Source organism: Pseudomonas sp. GV047, assembly GCF_003058245.1.
In the GTDB taxonomy this organism is placed as follows: Bacteria; Pseudomonadota; Gammaproteobacteria; order Pseudomonadales; family Pseudomonadaceae; genus Aquipseudomonas; species Aquipseudomonas marginalis.
Genome location: NZ_QCWA01000002.1, coordinates 334997 through 351354 on the forward strand (window position 1 = coordinate 334997; position 16358 = coordinate 351354).

The following is a 16358-nucleotide window of genomic DNA, read 5'->3' on the forward strand; positions in this document are numbered from 1 at the left end:
GAGCCAAGCCAATGACCGATAAGCCTCAAGTACCCGCACAAGCAACAACCCCGAGCGAAAGTCTGGAGGCCGCTGCCGTCGCGGCGTACCTTGAGGCTAATCCGGACTTCTTCGTCGAACACGAAGAACTGCTCCCGGCCCTGCGCATCCCCCACCAGCGCGGCGACACCGTGTCGTTGGTGGAGCGACAGATGAAGATCCTGCGCGAGCGCAATATCGAAATGCGCCACAAGCTCTCGCACCTGATGGACGTCGCCCGCGACAACGACCGTCTGTTCGAGAAAACCCGCCGCCTGATTCTTACCCTGATGGACGCCACCAGCCTGGAAGAAACGGTCATCGCCGTGGAAGACAGCCTGCGCCAGGACTTCCAGGTGCCGTTTGTCAGCCTGATCCTGTTCAGCGACAACCCGATGCCGGTGGGTCGCTGGGTCAGCGGCGGCGACGCGCAAACCGCGATCGGCGGCCTGCTTTCCGAAGGCAAGACCATCAGCGGCACCCTGCGCGAGCACGAGCTGGACTTCCTGTTCGGCGCCGAACAGCGCAAGCAGATCGGCTCTACCGCCGTCGTCGCCCTCAGCCATCAAGGCCTGCACGGCGTACTGGCCATCGCCAGCCGCGATCCCGCGCACTACAAGAGCTCGGTGGGCACTTTGTTCCTCACCTATATCGCCGAAGTACTGGGCCGCGTCCTACCGCGCCACACCACCGCCCTGCGCGCGGTGCGCTAGCCATGGAACGGCAACTGGACGCTTACTGCGCTCACCTGCGTAACGAGCGCCAGGTGTCACCCCATACCCTGGAGGCTTACCGACGGGACTTGAACAAGGTCCTGGCGTATTGCGAAAAGCAGCAGGTCACCAGCTGGAAGGCCTTGGATATCCAGGGCCTGCGCAGCCTGATCGCACGGCTGCACCAGGCGGGCCAGTCCTCGCGCAGCCTGTCGCGACTGCTGTCGGCGGTGCGTGGCCTGTATCACTACCTCAATCGCGAAGGCCTCTGCGACCACGACCCGGCCAACGGCCTGGCCCCGCCGAAAGGCGAGCGACGCCTGCCCAAGACCCTGGACACCGACCGTGCCCTGCAATTGCTCGATGGCGCCGTGGAGGACGATTTCCTCGCCCATCGCGACCAGGCGATCCTCGAACTGTTCTACTCTTCAGGCCTGCGCCTATCGGAGCTGACAGGCCTGAACCTCGATCAACTGGACCTGGCCGACGGCCTGGTGCAAGTGCTCGGCAAAGGCAGCAAGACTCGGGTGCTGCCGGTGGGCAGGAAAGCCCGCGAAGCCCTGCAACTCTGGCTGCCGCTGCGCGCCCTGGCCAACCCGGTGGACGACGCAGTGTTTATCAGCCAGCAAGGGCGGCGCCTGGGGCCACGCGCCATCCAGATACGGGTCAAGGCTGCCGGCGAGCGCGAGCTCGGGCAGAACCTGCATCCACATATGCTGCGGCACTCATTTGCCAGCCATATGCTGGAATCGTCCCAGGACCTGCGCGCCGTGCAGGAACTGCTTGGCCATTCCGACATCAAGACCACGCAGATCTATACCCATCTGGACTTCCAGCACCTGGCAACGGTCTACGACAGCGCCCATCCACGGGCCAAACGCATCAAGGACGGCGACTCATGAACATCAAGCTGATCACCTTCGACCTGGACGACACGCTCTGGGACAACGTACCCGTCATCATCAGCGCCGAAGCGTCGATGCGCGAATGGCTGGCCACCCATGCCGCCAAGGTGGGCGACCTGCCCCTGGAGCATTTCGCCAGCCTGCGCCAACAAGTGCTGCAACGGCATCCCGAACTAAAACACCGCATCAGTATCCTGCGCCATCGGGTGTTGATACATGCGTTTGAAGAGGCCGGTTATCCACAGCCCGAGGCCACGGAAATGGCCGATGTGTGTTTCGAAGCGTTCATTCACGCCCGCCATCAGCTCACGCCTTTCCCTGAGGCCGAGCCGATGCTGCAAGCGCTGCGCCAGCACTTTCTGCTGGGTGTGATCACCAATGGCAATGCCGATGTGCAGCGTGTTGGCCTGGCGGACTACTTTCACTTTGCGCTACGCGCTGAAGACATTGGCATCGCCAAGCCGGATGCCCGGCTGTTCCACGAAGCGCTGCAGCGCGGCGGAGTAGATGCCAGTGCGGCAGTGCATGTTGGCGACCACCCCGGGGACGACATTGCCGGGGCGCAGCAGGCGGGGCTGCGGGCGGTGTGGTTCAACCCGTCGGGCAAGGTGTGGGAAGGGGATAAACTCCCGGATGCACAGATTCGCAGCCTGACGGAGTTGCCGGCGTTACTTCGCAGCTGGCAGTAACACGGGTGAGAAAAATGTGGGAGGGGGCTTGCTCCCGATAGCGGTGTATCAGTCTCCAGATATATTGACTGACCTACTGTAATCGGGAGCAAGCCCCCTCCCACACTTGATTGGGGGTCACTTGTAGCCGGTTATTACAGGCATGAAAAAACCCGCAGCGACGGCGGGCTTTTTCTTACAAGCAGGTGGCTGACCTTAGATAGGTCGGCTGCCGTACTTGTTATCCGGCTTCTTGGGCGGGTCTGCAACCACATTGGGCTCGACTTCGACCACTTTGCCGCCTTTGGCAAGAAACTCTTCCATCGCACGGGCCAGGGCATCGCGCTCTTTGTTCTTGGCCTCAACGCTCGGCAATTCGTCTACCGAAACAGCAGCCTTGGCTTTGCCCTTGGCCGCTGGAACAGGAGCGTCATCACCACCGTCGTCCTCAGCAACGTCTTCCGCCGCCGCTTCAAGACCTTCTTCGGTGTCGTCTTCGTCACCTACTTCGAGTTCGTCGTTTTCCAGATCATCGTCGCTCATGTTCTACCTCATGACTTGCGAAAAGCAGATTAGTTATAGCCCAGCTTCGCCCTCTGTCGAGGTTGCCGGAAAAAAATCAACATCCACCGGATAACCAGTGGCTTATGCCCCATCACCGTGCAGGGTGGCGAGGACTTTACGAGCACCGCCATGATCACGGTGCTCGCCCAGATAAACACCTTGCCAGGTCCCCATCGCCAAGCGGCCGGCCTTGACCGGCAAACTCAGCTGGCAGCCCAGGAGACTGGCCTTGAAGTGCGCCGGCAGATCATCCGGACCTTCGTCGTTGTGTTCGAACCCGGCGCAGCCTTGCGGCACCAGCGAGTTGAAGAAACGCTCGAAGTCACGACGAACCGCCGGATCGGCATTCTCGTTGACCGTCAACGAGGCCGAGGTGTGCTGCAGCCACAGGTGCAACAGGCCCACGCGGCAGGCCTTCAGCTCAGGCAAGCCGGCAAGCAACTCGTCAGTCACCAGGTGAAAGCCCCGGGGCTTGGCCCGCAGGGTAATCAGGGTCTGTTGCCACATACAGTTCTCCGCCCATCGGCGCGCATTCTAGCGCGCTCTGGGAAAAAACAAAGTGCCGAATACGCCTACGTGCCTGTAAGACATTCGCACGCTGGAAAGTGCATGACAAACTCTGCGCAAAAACCGGCACAGCTTGTTATGACTGACAAACGCCAGGCAAAAAAATGCCCGGCAAGCCGGGCATCTTTTTTTCGCGTACTTACAGGTTGTAGCCGCGTTCGTTGTGTTGCGCCAGGTCGAGGCCGACAGCCTCTTCCTCTTCGGTAACCCGCAGGCCCATGACCGCGTCCAGCACCTTGAGGATGATGAAGGTGACGATGGCGGTATAGATCACGGTGAAGCCGACACCTTTGCACTGGATCCAGACTTGAGCTGCGATGTCAGTCACGGTGCCGAAGCCGCCCAATGCAGGGGCTGCAAACACACCGGTGAGGATCGCACCGACGATACCGCCGATACCGTGCACGCCGAATGCGTCCAGGGAGTCGTCGTAGCCCAGCTTGCGCTTGAGGCTGGTGGCGCAGAAGAAGCAGATCACACCGGCCACCAGGCCGATCACCAGGGCGCCCATCGGACCAACAGTGCCGGCGGCCGGTGTAACGGCGACCAGGCCAGCCACTACACCCGAGGCGATGCCCAGTGCGCTTGGCTTACCGTGAGTGATCCACTCGGCGAACATCCAGCCCAGGGCTGCAGCAGCGGTAGCAATCTGAGTCACCAGCATCGCCATGCCGGCGGTGCCGTTGGCCGCAGCCGCAGAGCCGGCGTTGAAGCCGAACCAGCCGACCCACAGCATGGCCGCACCCACCAGGGTGTAACCCAGGTTGTGAGGCGCCATTGGAGTGGTCGGGAAGCCTTTACGCTTGCCGAGCACGATGCACGCCACCAGGCCAGCGACACCGGCATTGATGTGCACCACGGTGCCGCCGGCGAAGTCCAGCACGCCCCAGTCCCACAGCAGGCCACCGTTGCCGCTCCACACCATGTGGGCGATTGGCGCATAGACCAGAGTGAACCAGATAGCCATGAAGATCAGCATGGCGGAGAACTTCATGCGTTCGGCGAACGCACCGACGATCAGCGCCGGGGTGATGATGGCGAAGGTCATCTGGAAGGTGATGAACACGGCTTCCGGGAACAGCGCAGCCGGCCCGGTGATGCTGGCCGGGGTCACACCCGCCAGGAACGCCTTGCCCATGCCGCCGAAGAAGGAGTTGAAGTTGACCACACCCTGTTCCATACCGGTGGTATCGAACGCGATGCTATAGCCGTAGACAACCCACAAGATGCTGATCAGGCCGGTGATGGCGAAGCACTGCATCATCACCGACAGAATATTTTTGGAGCGCACCATGCCGCCGTAGAACAGCGCCAGGCCTGGAATGGTCATGAACAGCACCAGCGCGGTGGATGTGAGCATCCAGGCGGTGTCACCGGAGTTGAGGACTGGAGCAGCCACTTCGTCTGCCGCCATGGCCAGGCTTGGCATTACGATGGACAACAGGGCTCCGAGCCCTGCGAATTTACGCAGAGTCATATTGTTTTCTCCTGGGGCGTTGGGGGTTTGGCGGCTTAGATTGCGTCGGTATCGGTTTCGCCGGTACGGATGCGAATAGCCTGTTCCAGATTGACCACGAAGATCTTGCCATCACCGATCTTGCCGGTGTTGGCGGCCTTGGTTATCGCCTCGATAACCCGGTCAAGATCCTTGTCGTCAATGGCGACATCAATCTTCACCTTCGGCAGGAAATCGACTACATATTCCGCGCCGCGATACAGCTCGGTGTGACCCTTCTGCCGACCGAAGCCCTTGACCTCAGTAACGGTAATGCCCTGCACGCCGATCTCGGACAACGACTCGCGTACATCGTCCAACTTGAACGGCTTGATGATGGCAGTGACTAGCTTCATGAAAACTCTCTCCCGAATTGGTGGACTTGCCCCAGGAAAACAAACCCGTCTCAAGTCTAAGCGCAGTGCCTGGCTTTGTAACGCATCGTCGCAAGGGCAGTTGCCATTGCGACGCCAGCGAACCACTGGTGACGAAACCTGTACCCCTGATCCGTCGGCGCACTGCATTCGTCACAGCGACTGCATCAGTGCATGGGTCATGATCGTCTAAGCAGAAACCTTGCCAGCTCCGTAAAAATCACTGAAATCAGTCCTTTGCTCACCTAGGCCCACCAACGGGGCCATCCGGCGCCTGCAATGCGCACGAAAACGGTGCATCACCGCCCGGCCTGATGCGCGAAAAGCGTGCGACCCAGGCCGTGAAAAAGACTATAGACGCTGCGTGATACACTGCCCGCCAACAGTTTTCCGGAATATTTCCCATGCTCGCGCCCAAAGACCTCCTCGACGCCCTGAGCGGCCACGCCTCTCGCCTGTTCAGCGGCGACACCCCGCTGCCCCGCAATGAAATCGAAAGCCAGTTCAAGGCCTTGCTGCAAAGCGGTTTCAGCAAGCTCGACCTGGTGAGCCGGGAAGAGTTTGATAGCCAGATGGTAGTTCTCGCCCGCACCCGTGCGCGGCTGGAGAGCCTGGAAGCGAAAGTGGCAGAGCTGGAAGCGCGGTTGACCCCTCCTGCCGAATAAATGCGCTCAGTGTGGGAGGGGGCTTGCTCCCGATGGCGGTGTATCAGCCGGTATCAATGCTGACTGCCCCCCCGCTATCGGGAGCAAGCCCCTCCCACATTCGCTCTACCTTTTGCTCTGGATACGTTCTGTAAAACCTCCCCGCCTCGCTCTTCCCTACCTCGTCTACCCTTGAAAAACCGCAGGAAGCGGCCTCCCCTTTCAAGGAACGAGCATGTCCCTCGCCATCGTCCACAGCCGCGCCCAGATCGGCGTCGAAGCCCCTGCCGTCACCGTTGAAGTGCATATGGCCAATGGTCTGCCGTCCCTGACGCTGGTGGGCCTGCCCGAAACCGCGGTCAAGGAAAGCAAGGACCGGGTGCGCAGTGCCATTCTCAACTCTGCGCTGCAATACCCCGCTCGCCGGATCACCCTCAATCTCGCGCCCGCCGACCTGCCCAAGGACGGCGGGCGTTTTGACCTGGCGATTGCCCTGGGGATCCTGGCGGCCAGTGTGCAGGTGCCGGCGTTGACGCTCGATGACGTGGAATGCCTGGGGGAGTTGGCGCTGTCCGGCGAGGTGCGGGCGGTAAAAGGCGTGTTGCCGGCCGCGCTGGCGGCGCGCAAGGCCGGGCGCACCGTGATAGTGCCGCGAGCGAATGCCGAAGAGGCGTGCCTGGCGTCGGGGTTGAAGGTGATTGCGGTGGACCACCTGCTGCAAGTGGTGGCGCACCTGAATGGACATGTGCCGATCGAGCCTTACACGTCCGATGGCCTGCTGTACTTGAACAAGCCCTATCCGGACCTGAGTGAAGTCCAGGGCCAGCTCGCGGCCAAGCGAGCGTTGCTGATCGCGGCAGCGGGGGCGCATAACCTTTTGTTCAGTGGGCCGCCCGGCACCGGCAAGACCCTGCTCGCCAGCCGCCTGCCAGGTTTATTGCCGCCGTTGAGCGAACAGGAGGCGCTGGAGGTTGCCGCGATTCAATCGGTTGTAAGTCTGGCGCCGCTGAGCCATTGGCCCCATCGACCGTTTCGCCAACCGCATCACTCGGCATCCGGCCCGGCACTGGTGGGCGGCGGCTCGAAACCACAGCCGGGAGAAATCACCCTGGCTCATCATGGGGTGCTGTTCCTGGATGAGCTGCCGGAATTTGATCGCAAGGTGTTGGAAGTGCTGCGTGAACCGCTGGAGTCGGGGCATATCGTGATTTCCCGCGCTCGCGACCGAGTGAGTTTCCCGGCGCGCTTCCAACTGGTCGCGGCGATGAACCCCTGCCCTTGCGGTTATATGGGCGAACCCAGCGGGCGCTGTCGTTGTACGCCGGAACAGATTCAGCGGTATCGCAACAAGCTCTCGGGGCCGCTGCTGGACCGGATTGACTTGCACCTGACCGTGGCGAGGGAAACGACGGCACTGAACCCGATCCAACAGGCGGGCGAGGATACCGCCCACGCCTCAGCGCGGGTCGCCCAGGCTCGCGAGCATCAGCAAAAGCGCCAGGGCTGTGCGAATGCCTTTCTTGATCTGCCGGGGCTGCGCGAGCACTGCAAGCTCGCGAAGGTGGATGAAAGCTGGCTGGAAACGGCCTGTGAACGACTGACCCTATCGCTGCGCGCGGCCCATCGACTGCTCAAGGTGGCACGCACGCTGGCGGATCTGGACCAGGTAGAGACCATCACCCGCGACCACCTGAAAGAGGCCCTGCAATACCGCCCGGCGGCGATCACTTAAGCTTGGCGCAAAGCCAAATGTGGGAGCGACAGGCCTCCCACATTGTGTACAGCAGTGGCTCAGCGAAAGCGATCCACCTCATGGCGCAGGCTCGCCGCCAACGTCTCCAGTTCCTTGGCGGTAATCGCCAGGTTGGACACCACTTCGCGTTGCTCACTGTTGGCCAGCGCGATGCTCTGCAGGTTGCTGCTGAGCAGGGTCGCGGTGCTGCTCTGCTCCTGGGTGGCCGTGGTGATGGCCGCGAACTGCTGACCGGCCGAGCGGCTTTGCTCGTCGATACGCGCCAGGGCCGAGGCCACGTCGGCGTTGCGCGACAGGCCTTCCTGCATCAGCGCGTTGCCTTGCTCCATGGTGCTGATGGCGTTGCCGGTTTCCTTCTGGATGCTCTGGATCATGCCGGAAATTTCATCGGTGGCCTCACGGGTACGCGACGCCAGGTTACGTACTTCGTCGGCCACCACGGCAAACCCACGGCCCTGCTCCCCTGCACGGGCGGCTTCAATGGCGGCGTTGAGCGCCAGCAAGTTGGTCTGTTCGGCAATCGAGGTGATCACGCCGACGATCCCGCCGATTTCCTGGGAGCGCTGGCCGAGGGTGTTGATCACCGTGGCCGTGCTGTTCAGGGCGGTGGCAATGTGTTCCAGGGACGACGACGCTTCCTGCATCGAGGTGCGGCCAATGCGGGTCTGCTGGGCGTTTTCCTGGGCCAGGCGTTCGGTATTGCCCATGTTGTCGGCGATATTCAACGACGTCGCGCTGAACTCCTCTACCGCGCCGGCCATGCTGGTGATCTCGCCGGACTGCTGCTCCATGCCCTCATAGGCACCGCCGGACAAACCGGACAAGGCCTGGGCGCGGCTGTTGACCTCTTCGGCTGCGTTACGGATATGGGAGACCATGGTCGACAGCGCTTCGCCCATCTGGTTAAAGCTGCGTGCCAGTTGGCCGATTTCATCATGGCTGGACACGCTCAAGCGTGCGCTCAGATCGCCCGCACCCAGGGCCTCGGCTTGACTCACCAGGTCACTCAGGGGCTGCAACTTGCTGCGCAGCAGCCAGACCGTGGCGCCTACTGCCAGCAACATCGCCAACACACTGCCGATCACCAGGCGGATCCCCACGGCCCAGGTTACCGCGCGGATTTCAGCTTTCGGCATGCTCGCGACCACGGCCCACGGGCCGCCTTCGAACGGTACCGAAACGCTATAGAAGTCTTCGTTCTTGTCGCTCCAGAAGCGGCCTTTGCCGGGGGTCTTGGCCAGGTCCAGCATCACCGGCACCGATTGATCCAACGCCTGCACGCCGGCGGGTGCCACCAGCCAGTGCTTTTGCTCATCCAGCAGTGCAAGGGAGCCGGTCTGGCCAATTCGGAAGCGCTTGAGGTTTTCGAATTGGGCATTCTGCGCATCGGTGTAGTCAAAACCGATGAACAGCACGGCGATAACCTTACCGCCGCTGTCACGCACCGGGCTGTACTGGGTCATGTAGGAACGATCGAACAACACCGCCCTGCCGATGTAGGTCTGCCCACCCACAACGCGCTGGTAGGCCGGGCCCTGACGGTCGAGGACGGTGCCGATGGCGCGGTTGCCATCCTGCTTGGTCAGGGACGTGCTGATACGGATGAAGTCGTCGCCACTGCGCACAAATACGGTGGCCACGCCGCCAGACATTTGCTTGAACTCGTCCACCTCATCAAAGTTGTTGTTCAACACCTCGTTGCCCAGGTACAGGCTGGGCGTCTGAACACCGGCCACGCTCACGGGTTGGTCCACATGCACGCTCAACCCGGCACCGAAACGTTTTTCAAACAGCCCGCTCAAACGCTGGGTGCTCTCGCGCAAGGTGCCGTGGAAGGTATTGAGTTGGTCGGCGAGCAGGCGCGCCTCGCTGGCCAGGTGCTCCTCGCGGGTGTCGAGGTTGGCGGAGTCAAGGGAACGCAAGGCAAACACCGTACTGCCGCTGATAACGACAGCCAGAATCACGGCTAACGCGAGGCCTAATTGGGAGGCAATCCGGGCGCGAGGTTGAGACATGACAGCTCCTGGCCGAGGCCAGGATCATCCTGATCTCATAGCACTGCTCGGCAAATTATCTGATGGGAAACGTTGGTGCACGATAGTTCCAACACACCTACTTCGGCTGGCCGCAGCAATACTTGAGCGCTTCACAGGGGTATCACGCAAACGGTTGCGAACCAACGCCGCCAAGCATTCAGTCGAGGCGTTCGACCACAGGCAACACCATCGCCTGCACCTCGCCTTGCAGAAATTCCGCCAGCCGTCGCAAGCGCTCGCCGCCAGGGCGGGTTTTTGGCCAGACTAGGTAGTAATTTTCCCCACTGGCCACCGCCGTCGGCCACGGCAGGCTCAATCGTCCTTGGGCGACGTCCTCGGCCACCATCAGCAAATCGCCCATGGACACGCCATAGCCCCGCGCAGCGGCGATCATGCCCAGCTCCAGGGTGTCGAACACCTGCCCGCCCTTGAGCGACACCTGGGACGACAGCTGCATGCGCGCCAGCCAATTGCGCCAGTCGCGCCGGTCGGGCGTGGGGTGCAGCAATTCGGCGGTGGCCAGGCGCGCGGCGTCCCAAGGCCCATCCTCCAGCAGGTTCGGCGCACCGACAGGAATCAACAGCTCCGGAAACAGGTAACTGGCCTCCCAATCCACTGGAAAACGCCCATCGCTCAGCAGCACCGCACAGTCGAAAGGCTCCTGATTGAAGTCCACCTCGTCCACGCTCATCCAGGCGCTGGTCAGTTGCACCTCATTGCCCGGCTGCAGCGCCCGGAAGCGGCTGAGTCGCGCCAGCAGCCAGCGCATGGTCAATGTGGAGGGGGCCTTCATGCGCAGGATGTCATCTTCGGCATTCAAGGTATGGCAGGCGCGCTCCAGCGCCGCGAACCCTTCGCGCACACCGGGCAACAATAGACGCGCCGCTTCAGTGAGCTGCAAGGTGCGGCCATTGCGCTGGAACAGCCGGCAGGCGAAATGCTCTTCAAGCGTGCGGATATGTCGGCTCACCGCACTTTGGGTGATCGACAACTCCTCGGCCGCGCGGGTGAAAGAACTGTGTCGGGAGGCCGCTTCAAACGCGCGCAAGGCATAAAGAGGAGGAAGACGACGAGACATGAGGAAAGCTCCGACAGCGCAATACTGAAACCCTACCAGAATCAATCAAGCATGAGTTTTAATCATGCAAACGATCGCATTTATCCCTTTGTGCAATGGGCTGAGAGCGCCGAGAATCAACCCTTCCCCAACCCTCTGACTTTTTGAGCGTGATGATCATGCAGCATCCGGCACGTACCGAACTCTGGGCCATTCTGCGGCTGTCAGGGCCGTTGATTGCCTCACAGTTGGCGCACATGCTGATGGTGTTGACCGACACCCTGATGATGGCGCGCCTGAGCCCCGAAGCCCTGGCCGGTGGCGGCCTGGGTGCCGCAAGCTATTCGTTCGTCGCGATTTTCTGCATCGGCGTGATTGCCGCCGTGGGCACCTTGGTTGCGATCCGCCACGGCGCGGGCGATATCGAAGGCGCCACCCGCCTGACCCAGGCCGGGCTGTGGCTGGCCTGGCTGATGGCCCTGGCGGCGGCCCTGCTGCTGTGGAACCTCAAGCCGGTGCTGCTGATGTTCGGCCAGACCGAAACCAACGTGCACTCGGCCGGGCAATTTCTGACCATGCTGCCGTTTGCCCTGCCCGGCTACCTGAGCTTCATGGCCCTGCGCGGTTTTACCAGCGCCATCGGCAAAGCCACTCCGGTGATGGTGATCAGCGTCGGTGGCACGGTGGTCAACTACCTGCTCAACCACGCGCTGATCGAAGGCATGTTCGGCTTGCCCAAGCTCGGCTTGATGGGCATCGGCCTGGTCACGGCGATTGTCGCCAACAGCATGGCGCTGGCGTTGATGTGGTACATCCGCAGCAACCGGGCCTACGCCGCCTACCCGCTGAGTACCGGGCTGCTGCGCCTCAACACCCAATATCTGCGCGAGTTGTGGCGCCTGGGCCTGCCGATCGGCGGCACCTATGCGGTGGAGGTCGGGCTGTTTGCCTTTGCAGCCCTGTGCATGGGCACCATGGGCAGCACGCAGTTGGCAGCGCACCAGATCGCCCTGCAAATCGTATCGGTGGCCTTTATGGTGCCGGCGGGGATGTCCTACGCGGTGACCATGCGCATCGGCCAGCATTATGGCGCCGGGCAGTTGCTGCAGGCACGCATGGCCGGGCGTGTCGGCATAGGCTTTGGCGCGGCGATAATGCTGGGATTCGCGGCGGTGCTGTGGCTGTTTTCCGAGCCGCTCATAGGACTGCTGATCGACCACGACAACCCGGCGTTCCACGACGTGATCGTCCTGGCCGTGAGCCTGCTGGCCGTCGCCGCGTGGTTCGAGCTGTTCGACGGCGTGCAGACCATCGCCATGGGTTGCATTCGCGGGCTCAAGGACGCCAAGACCACGTTCCTGATCGGTGCGGGCTGCTACTGGTTGATTGGCGCACCCTCGGCCTGGCTGATGGCCTTCACGTTGAGCTGGGGGCCAACCGGCGTGTGGTGGGGCCTGGCACTGGGACTGGCCTGCGCCGCGATAAGCCTGACCTGGGCGTTTGAAGCGAAGATGAAGCGGATGATTCGCCGGGAAGGCCCGGCGCCCGAAGCCGACATCGGCTTTCAGGCGGTACAGGCCGACTAGAGCCCCTCGCTCACTCGGGTGTGCTTGCCGTCGCCGAAGGTCAGGTATTCCACCAGCTCCGGCAACGGCAGCGGCTTGCTGATCAGGTAACCCTGGGCCTGGTCGCAGCCGAACAGCCGCAACAGCGCCAGTTGCTCGGGGGTTTCCACACCTTCGGCCACCACTTCCAGATTGAGGTTGTGCGCCAGATTGATCATGGCGTGCACCAGCTTGCGGTTTTCCTCACGCTCTTCCATGCCGCCGACAAAGCTCTTATCGATTTTCAACAACGCAATCGGCAGGCTGTTGAGGTGCACGAACGAAGAAAAACCGGTGCCGAAGTCATCCAGGGAAAACCGCACACCCAGGCGACCAAGGGCGTCCATGGTCTGCTTGACCAGGTCACTGCGGCGCATCACCGCGGTTTCGGTCAGTTCGAACTCCAACCATTGCGCTTCCACGCCGCGCTCGCTGATCAGCCGGCTCAGTGTAGAAAGCAACTGGCTGTCCTGGAACTGGCGAAACGACAGGTTGACCGCCATGTGCAGCGGCGGCAGGCCGCGTTCACGCAGGTCTTGCATGTCACGCAGGGCTCGGGAAATCACCCAGTAACCCAACGGTACAATCAGGCCGCTCTGTTCGGCCAGGGGCACGAATTCACTCGGCGGCAACAGGCCGCGCTCGCCGTGGCGCCAGCGCACCAGGGCTTCCAGGCCGACGATATGCCCGTCGTCGAGGTCGAGGCGCGGCTGGTAGTGCAGCTCCAGCTCATCACGGCGCAAGGCACGGCGCAGCTCGCTTTCCAGGTCGGCCAGGCTGCGCGCGTTGCGGTTGATACGTTCGTTAAAGATATGAAAGGTACAGCCCTGGGTGCTCTTGGCTTGCTGCATGGCGATATGGGCATGCCACATCAGCGGGTCGGCGCCGGCACGGGCGCGGGCATGGGCCACGCCCAGGCTGCAGCCGATCAGCAGGCTTTCGCCATCCACCCAATACGGCTCGGCCATGGCTTCGGTGATGCGCTCGGCCATCCACTCCGCACGCTGGGGCGCGCGGCGCGTATCGATCAGCAGGGCGAATTCGTCGCTGCCCAGGCGCGCCAGTTGATCGCCGGCTTCCAGCTGGCTCTTGAGCCGCGAGACCACTTGCAGGATCAGGCGGTCGCCGGCCTGGTGGCCGAGGGCATCGTTGGCATGGCGGAAATTATCGAGGTCCAGGTGACCGAGGGCCAGGCCGCGACCTTCGTTCTCGGCCAACCGTGCGGCCAGCAGGGTCTGGAAGCCCTGGCGGTTGGCGATGCCGGTGAGCGGGTCCTGCTCGGCCAGGCGTTGCAGGGTGTTTTCCAGCACCCCCCGCTCCCGCACATGGCGCAGGCAACGACGCAACGTGTCGGCGTCCAGCGCATTGCGGATCAGCCAGTCACTGACGCCCAGTGGCGAAACCAGCGGCTCCTGTTCCAACAACAACACGCACGGCAAGCTGCAACGGCCAGGGCCGGGTTGCAGGCTGGGCATGGTCAACAGCACTGCGCTGTCGTCGTCATCGAACAGACGACTCACCGAGTCCCAGTTTGGCGCGCTGATCAGCACAGCCCCATCGCCCATCGGCGCCAGGCACTCGCGCAACAACGCTGCCCACTCAGGCGTATCGGCCAGCAGCAGCAAACGCAAGGGTTCGACAGGCGTAGACAAGCTAGCTCCCTAGACTCTGCAAAAATTCGTTGGCGGCGGGCATTATGACGTGCGGCCTGATAATCACCAATGATAGGGGTTATCAAATACGCAGGCTGTAAGCAATTGTCTAAAAACCCCGACATCCTGCGGCAAAGTAGCAAAACCGGCAAATTTAGATCGAGTGGTACGTCACACCGTCGATCCAGGGCAGCAGAATCTTGCCAGCCTGTTAAAATGCCCGCCCTTTTGAACAACGACTCCCTGAATTCCGTATGTCCCGACTCAATCCCCGGCAGCAAGAAGCCGTGAACTACGTCGGCGGCCCTCTATTGGTGCTCGCCGGTGCAGGTTCCGGCAAGACCAGCGTGATCACCCGCAAGATCGCGCACCTGATCCAGAACTGTGGCATCCGCGCCCAGTACATCGTCGCCATGACTTTTACCAACAAGGCCGCGCGGGAAATGAAGGAGCGTGTCGGCACCCTGCTCAAGGGTGGCGAAGGCCGTGGCCTCACGGTATGTACCTTCCACAACCTGGGCCTGAACATCATCCGCAAGGAGCATGTGCGGCTGGGCTACAAGCCGGGCTTCTCGATCTTCGACGAGACCGACGTCAAGGCCCTGATGACCGACATCATGCAGAAGGAATACGCGGGCGACGACGGCGTCGACGAGATCAAGAACATGATCGGCGCCTGGAAAAACGACCTGATCCTGCCGCCAGAAGCCCTGGAAAACGCGCGCAACCCCAAGGAACAGACCGCTGCCATTGTCTACACCCACTACCAGCGCACGCTCAAGGCGTTCAACGCGGTGGACTTCGACGACCTGATCCTGCTGCCGGTAAAGCTGTTCCAGGAACACGCCGACATCCTCGAAAAGTGGCAGAACAAGGTGCGTTACCTGCTGGTGGACGAATACCAGGACACCAACGCCAGCCAATACCTGCTGGTGAAGTTGCTGATCGGTACGCGCAACCAGTTCACCGTGGTGGGCGACGACGACCAGTCGATCTACGCCTGGCGCGGCGCCCGCCCGGAAAACCTGATGCTGCTCAAGGACGACTACCCGTCCCTGAAAGTGGTGATGCTGGAGCAGAACTACCGCTCCACCAGCCGCATCCTGCGTTGCGCCAACGTGCTGATCTCAAACAACCCCCACGAGTTTGAAAAACAACTGTGGAGTGAGATGGGCCACGGCGATGAGATCCGCGTGATCCGCTGCCGCAACGAAGACGCCGAAGCCGAGCGCGTGGCGGTGGAAATCCTCAGTCTGCACCTGCGCACCGACCGCCCCTACAGCGACTTCGCGATCCTGTATCGCGGCAACTACCAGGCCAAGCTGATCGAGCTGAAATTGCAGCACCACCAGGTCCCGTATCGGCTGTCAGGTGGCAACAGCTTTTTCGGACGCCAGGAAGTGAAGGACCTGATGGCCTACTTCCGCCTGATCGTGAACCCGGACGACGACAACGCCTTCCTGCGGGTGATCAACGTGCCGCGCCGCGAGATTGGTTCCACCACCCTGGAAAAGCTCGGCAACTACGCCACCGAACGCAAGATCTCGATGTACGCCGCCACCGACGAAATCGGCCTGGGCGAACACCTGGATACGCGTTTCACCGATCGCCTGTCACGCTTCAAGCGCTTCATGGACAAGGTACGTGAACAGTGCGCCGGCGAAGACCCGATCAGCGCCCTGCGCAGCATGGTCATGGACATCGACTATGAAAACTGGCTGCGCACCAACAGTTCCAGCGACAAGGCCGCGGATTACCGCATGGGTAACGTCTGGTTCCTGATCGAAGCGTTGAAGAACACCCTGGAAAAAGACGAAGACGGCGAAATGACCGTCGAAGACGCCATCGGCAAGCTGGTGCTGCGCGACATGCTCGAGCGCCAGCAGGAAGAGGAAGACGGCGCCGAAGGTGTACAGATGATGACCTTGCATGCGTCCAAGGGCCTGGAATTTCCCTACGTGTTCATCATGGGCATGGAAGAGGAAATCCTCCCGCACCGCTCCAGCATCGAGGCCGACACCATTGAGGAAGAACGGCGCCTGGCCTACGTGGGCATTACCCGCGCACGTCAGACACTGGCCTTCACCTTTGCCGCCAAGCGCAAGCAATACGGCGAAATCATCGATTGTGCCCCCAGCCGTTTCCTGGACGAGCTGCCGCCGGATGACCTGGCCTGGGAAGGCAATGACGACACCCCGACCGAGGTGAAGGCCGTTCGCGGCAACACCGCCCTGGCGGATATACGCGCGATGTTAAAGCGCTAGAATCGACTACTTTTTAATCTACTTTCGGCGCACAACCCGCCATT

The 16358-nt window shown here is 61.8% G+C and carries 14 protein-coding genes and 1 pseudogene; 7 read left to right on the forward strand and 8 right to left on the reverse strand.

What is annotated here, in order from left to right; genetic code table 11:
* Window positions 1-11: 11 nt before the first annotated feature.
* From C8K58_RS06810 to C8K58_RS06820, 3 genes are read left to right on the forward strand one after another with little or no spacing between them, the layout of a single operon-like run.
* On the forward strand, window positions 12-731 hold the full coding sequence (locus C8K58_RS06810; protein ID WP_027608318.1) for a DUF484 family protein: 720 nt from the start codon (window positions 12-14) through the stop codon (window positions 729-731).
* A gap of 2 nt (window positions 732-733) precedes the next feature.
* Window positions 734-1633: a tyrosine recombinase XerC gene (xerC, locus tag C8K58_RS06815; protein ID WP_027608317.1), complete on the forward strand. Its 900-nt coding sequence runs from the start codon at window positions 734-736 to the stop codon at window positions 1631-1633.
* The gene (locus C8K58_RS06820) at window positions 1630-2325 is read left to right on the forward strand and encodes an HAD family hydrolase (protein ID WP_027608316.1); all 696 of its coding nucleotides are present in this window, start codon (window positions 1630-1632) and stop codon (window positions 2323-2325) included. Before xerC ends, C8K58_RS06820 begins: the two co-directional genes overlap by 4 nt.
* A gap of 195 nt (window positions 2326-2520) precedes the next feature.
* On the opposite strand, the gene sutA is transcribed toward C8K58_RS06820, so the two are convergent.
* The 4 genes from sutA to glnK all read right to left on the reverse strand — a co-directional run bounded on the left by sutA (window position 2521) and on the right by glnK (window position 5286).
* Window positions 2521-2847: a transcriptional regulator SutA gene (sutA, locus tag C8K58_RS06825; RefSeq protein WP_027608315.1), complete on the reverse strand. Its 327-nt coding sequence runs from the start codon at window positions 2845-2847 to the stop codon at window positions 2521-2523.
* Window positions 2848-2949: 102 nt separating this feature from the next.
* Window positions 2950-3375, reverse strand: coding sequence for a secondary thiamine-phosphate synthase enzyme YjbQ (locus tag C8K58_RS06830; protein ID WP_027608314.1), 426 nt, complete (start codon window positions 3373-3375; stop codon window positions 2950-2952).
* A gap of 199 nt (window positions 3376-3574) precedes the next feature.
* On the reverse strand, window positions 3575-4912 hold the full coding sequence (locus tag C8K58_RS06835) for an ammonium transporter (protein ID WP_027608313.1): 1338 nt from the start codon (window positions 4910-4912) through the stop codon (window positions 3575-3577).
* Between the two features lie 35 nt (window positions 4913-4947).
* The gene (glnK, locus tag C8K58_RS06840; protein WP_002555808.1) at window positions 4948-5286 is read right to left on the reverse strand and encodes a P-II family nitrogen regulator; all 339 of its coding nucleotides are present in this window, start codon (window positions 5284-5286) and stop codon (window positions 4948-4950) included.
* 422 nt (window positions 5287-5708) lie between these two features.
* Between glnK and C8K58_RS06845 the strand changes: the two genes are divergently transcribed.
* Together C8K58_RS06845 and C8K58_RS06850 are read left to right on the forward strand one after the other, a co-directional pair.
* The gene (locus C8K58_RS06845; protein WP_027608312.1) at window positions 5709-5969 is read left to right on the forward strand and encodes an accessory factor UbiK family protein; all 261 of its coding nucleotides are present in this window, start codon (window positions 5709-5711) and stop codon (window positions 5967-5969) included.
* Between the two features lie 214 nt (window positions 5970-6183).
* Window positions 6184-7680, forward strand: coding sequence for a YifB family Mg chelatase-like AAA ATPase (locus C8K58_RS06850; protein WP_027608311.1), 1497 nt, complete (start codon window positions 6184-6186; stop codon window positions 7678-7680).
* Between the two features lie 59 nt (window positions 7681-7739).
* Here C8K58_RS06850 and C8K58_RS33040 read toward each other — a convergent pair whose 3' ends face one another.
* From C8K58_RS33040 to C8K58_RS06860, 3 genes and pseudogenes are all read right to left on the reverse strand, one after another.
* A complete protein-coding gene (locus C8K58_RS33040) occupies window positions 7740-8600 on the reverse strand; it encodes a methyl-accepting chemotaxis protein (RefSeq protein WP_371914493.1) in 861 nt (286 codons plus the stop codon).
* A gap of 42 nt (window positions 8601-8642) precedes the next feature.
* Window positions 8643-9716: pseudogene (locus C8K58_RS33045) on the reverse strand (Cache 3/Cache 2 fusion domain-containing protein); the annotation flags it as partial.
* Window positions 9717-9894: 178 nt separating this feature from the next.
* Window positions 9895-10815 carry a LysR substrate-binding domain-containing protein gene (locus tag C8K58_RS06860; protein ID WP_108573447.1) on the reverse strand — a complete coding sequence of 307 codons (921 nt, stop codon included), beginning with the start codon at window positions 10813-10815 and terminating at the stop codon, window positions 9895-9897.
* Window positions 10816-10967: 152 nt separating this feature from the next.
* Between C8K58_RS06860 and C8K58_RS06865 the strand changes: the two genes are divergently transcribed.
* Complete coding sequence (locus C8K58_RS06865; RefSeq protein ID WP_108573449.1) at window positions 10968-12380, forward strand: NorM family multidrug efflux MATE transporter; 1413 nt, start codon at window positions 10968-10970, stop codon at window positions 12378-12380.
* Here the strand turns inward: C8K58_RS06865 and C8K58_RS06870 are convergent.
* Window positions 12377-14050 (reverse strand): bifunctional diguanylate cyclase/phosphodiesterase, encoded by a 1674-nt coding sequence (locus tag C8K58_RS06870; RefSeq protein ID WP_027608307.1) that lies wholly within the window; start codon window positions 14048-14050, stop codon window positions 12377-12379. The genes C8K58_RS06865 and C8K58_RS06870 overlap by 4 nt on opposite strands.
* Before the next feature lie 254 nt (window positions 14051-14304).
* Between C8K58_RS06870 and rep the strand changes: the two genes are divergently transcribed.
* Window positions 14305-16314: a DNA helicase Rep gene (gene rep / locus C8K58_RS06875; protein ID WP_027608306.1), complete on the forward strand. Its 2010-nt coding sequence runs from the start codon at window positions 14305-14307 to the stop codon at window positions 16312-16314.
* Window positions 16315-16358 lie beyond the last annotated feature (44 nt).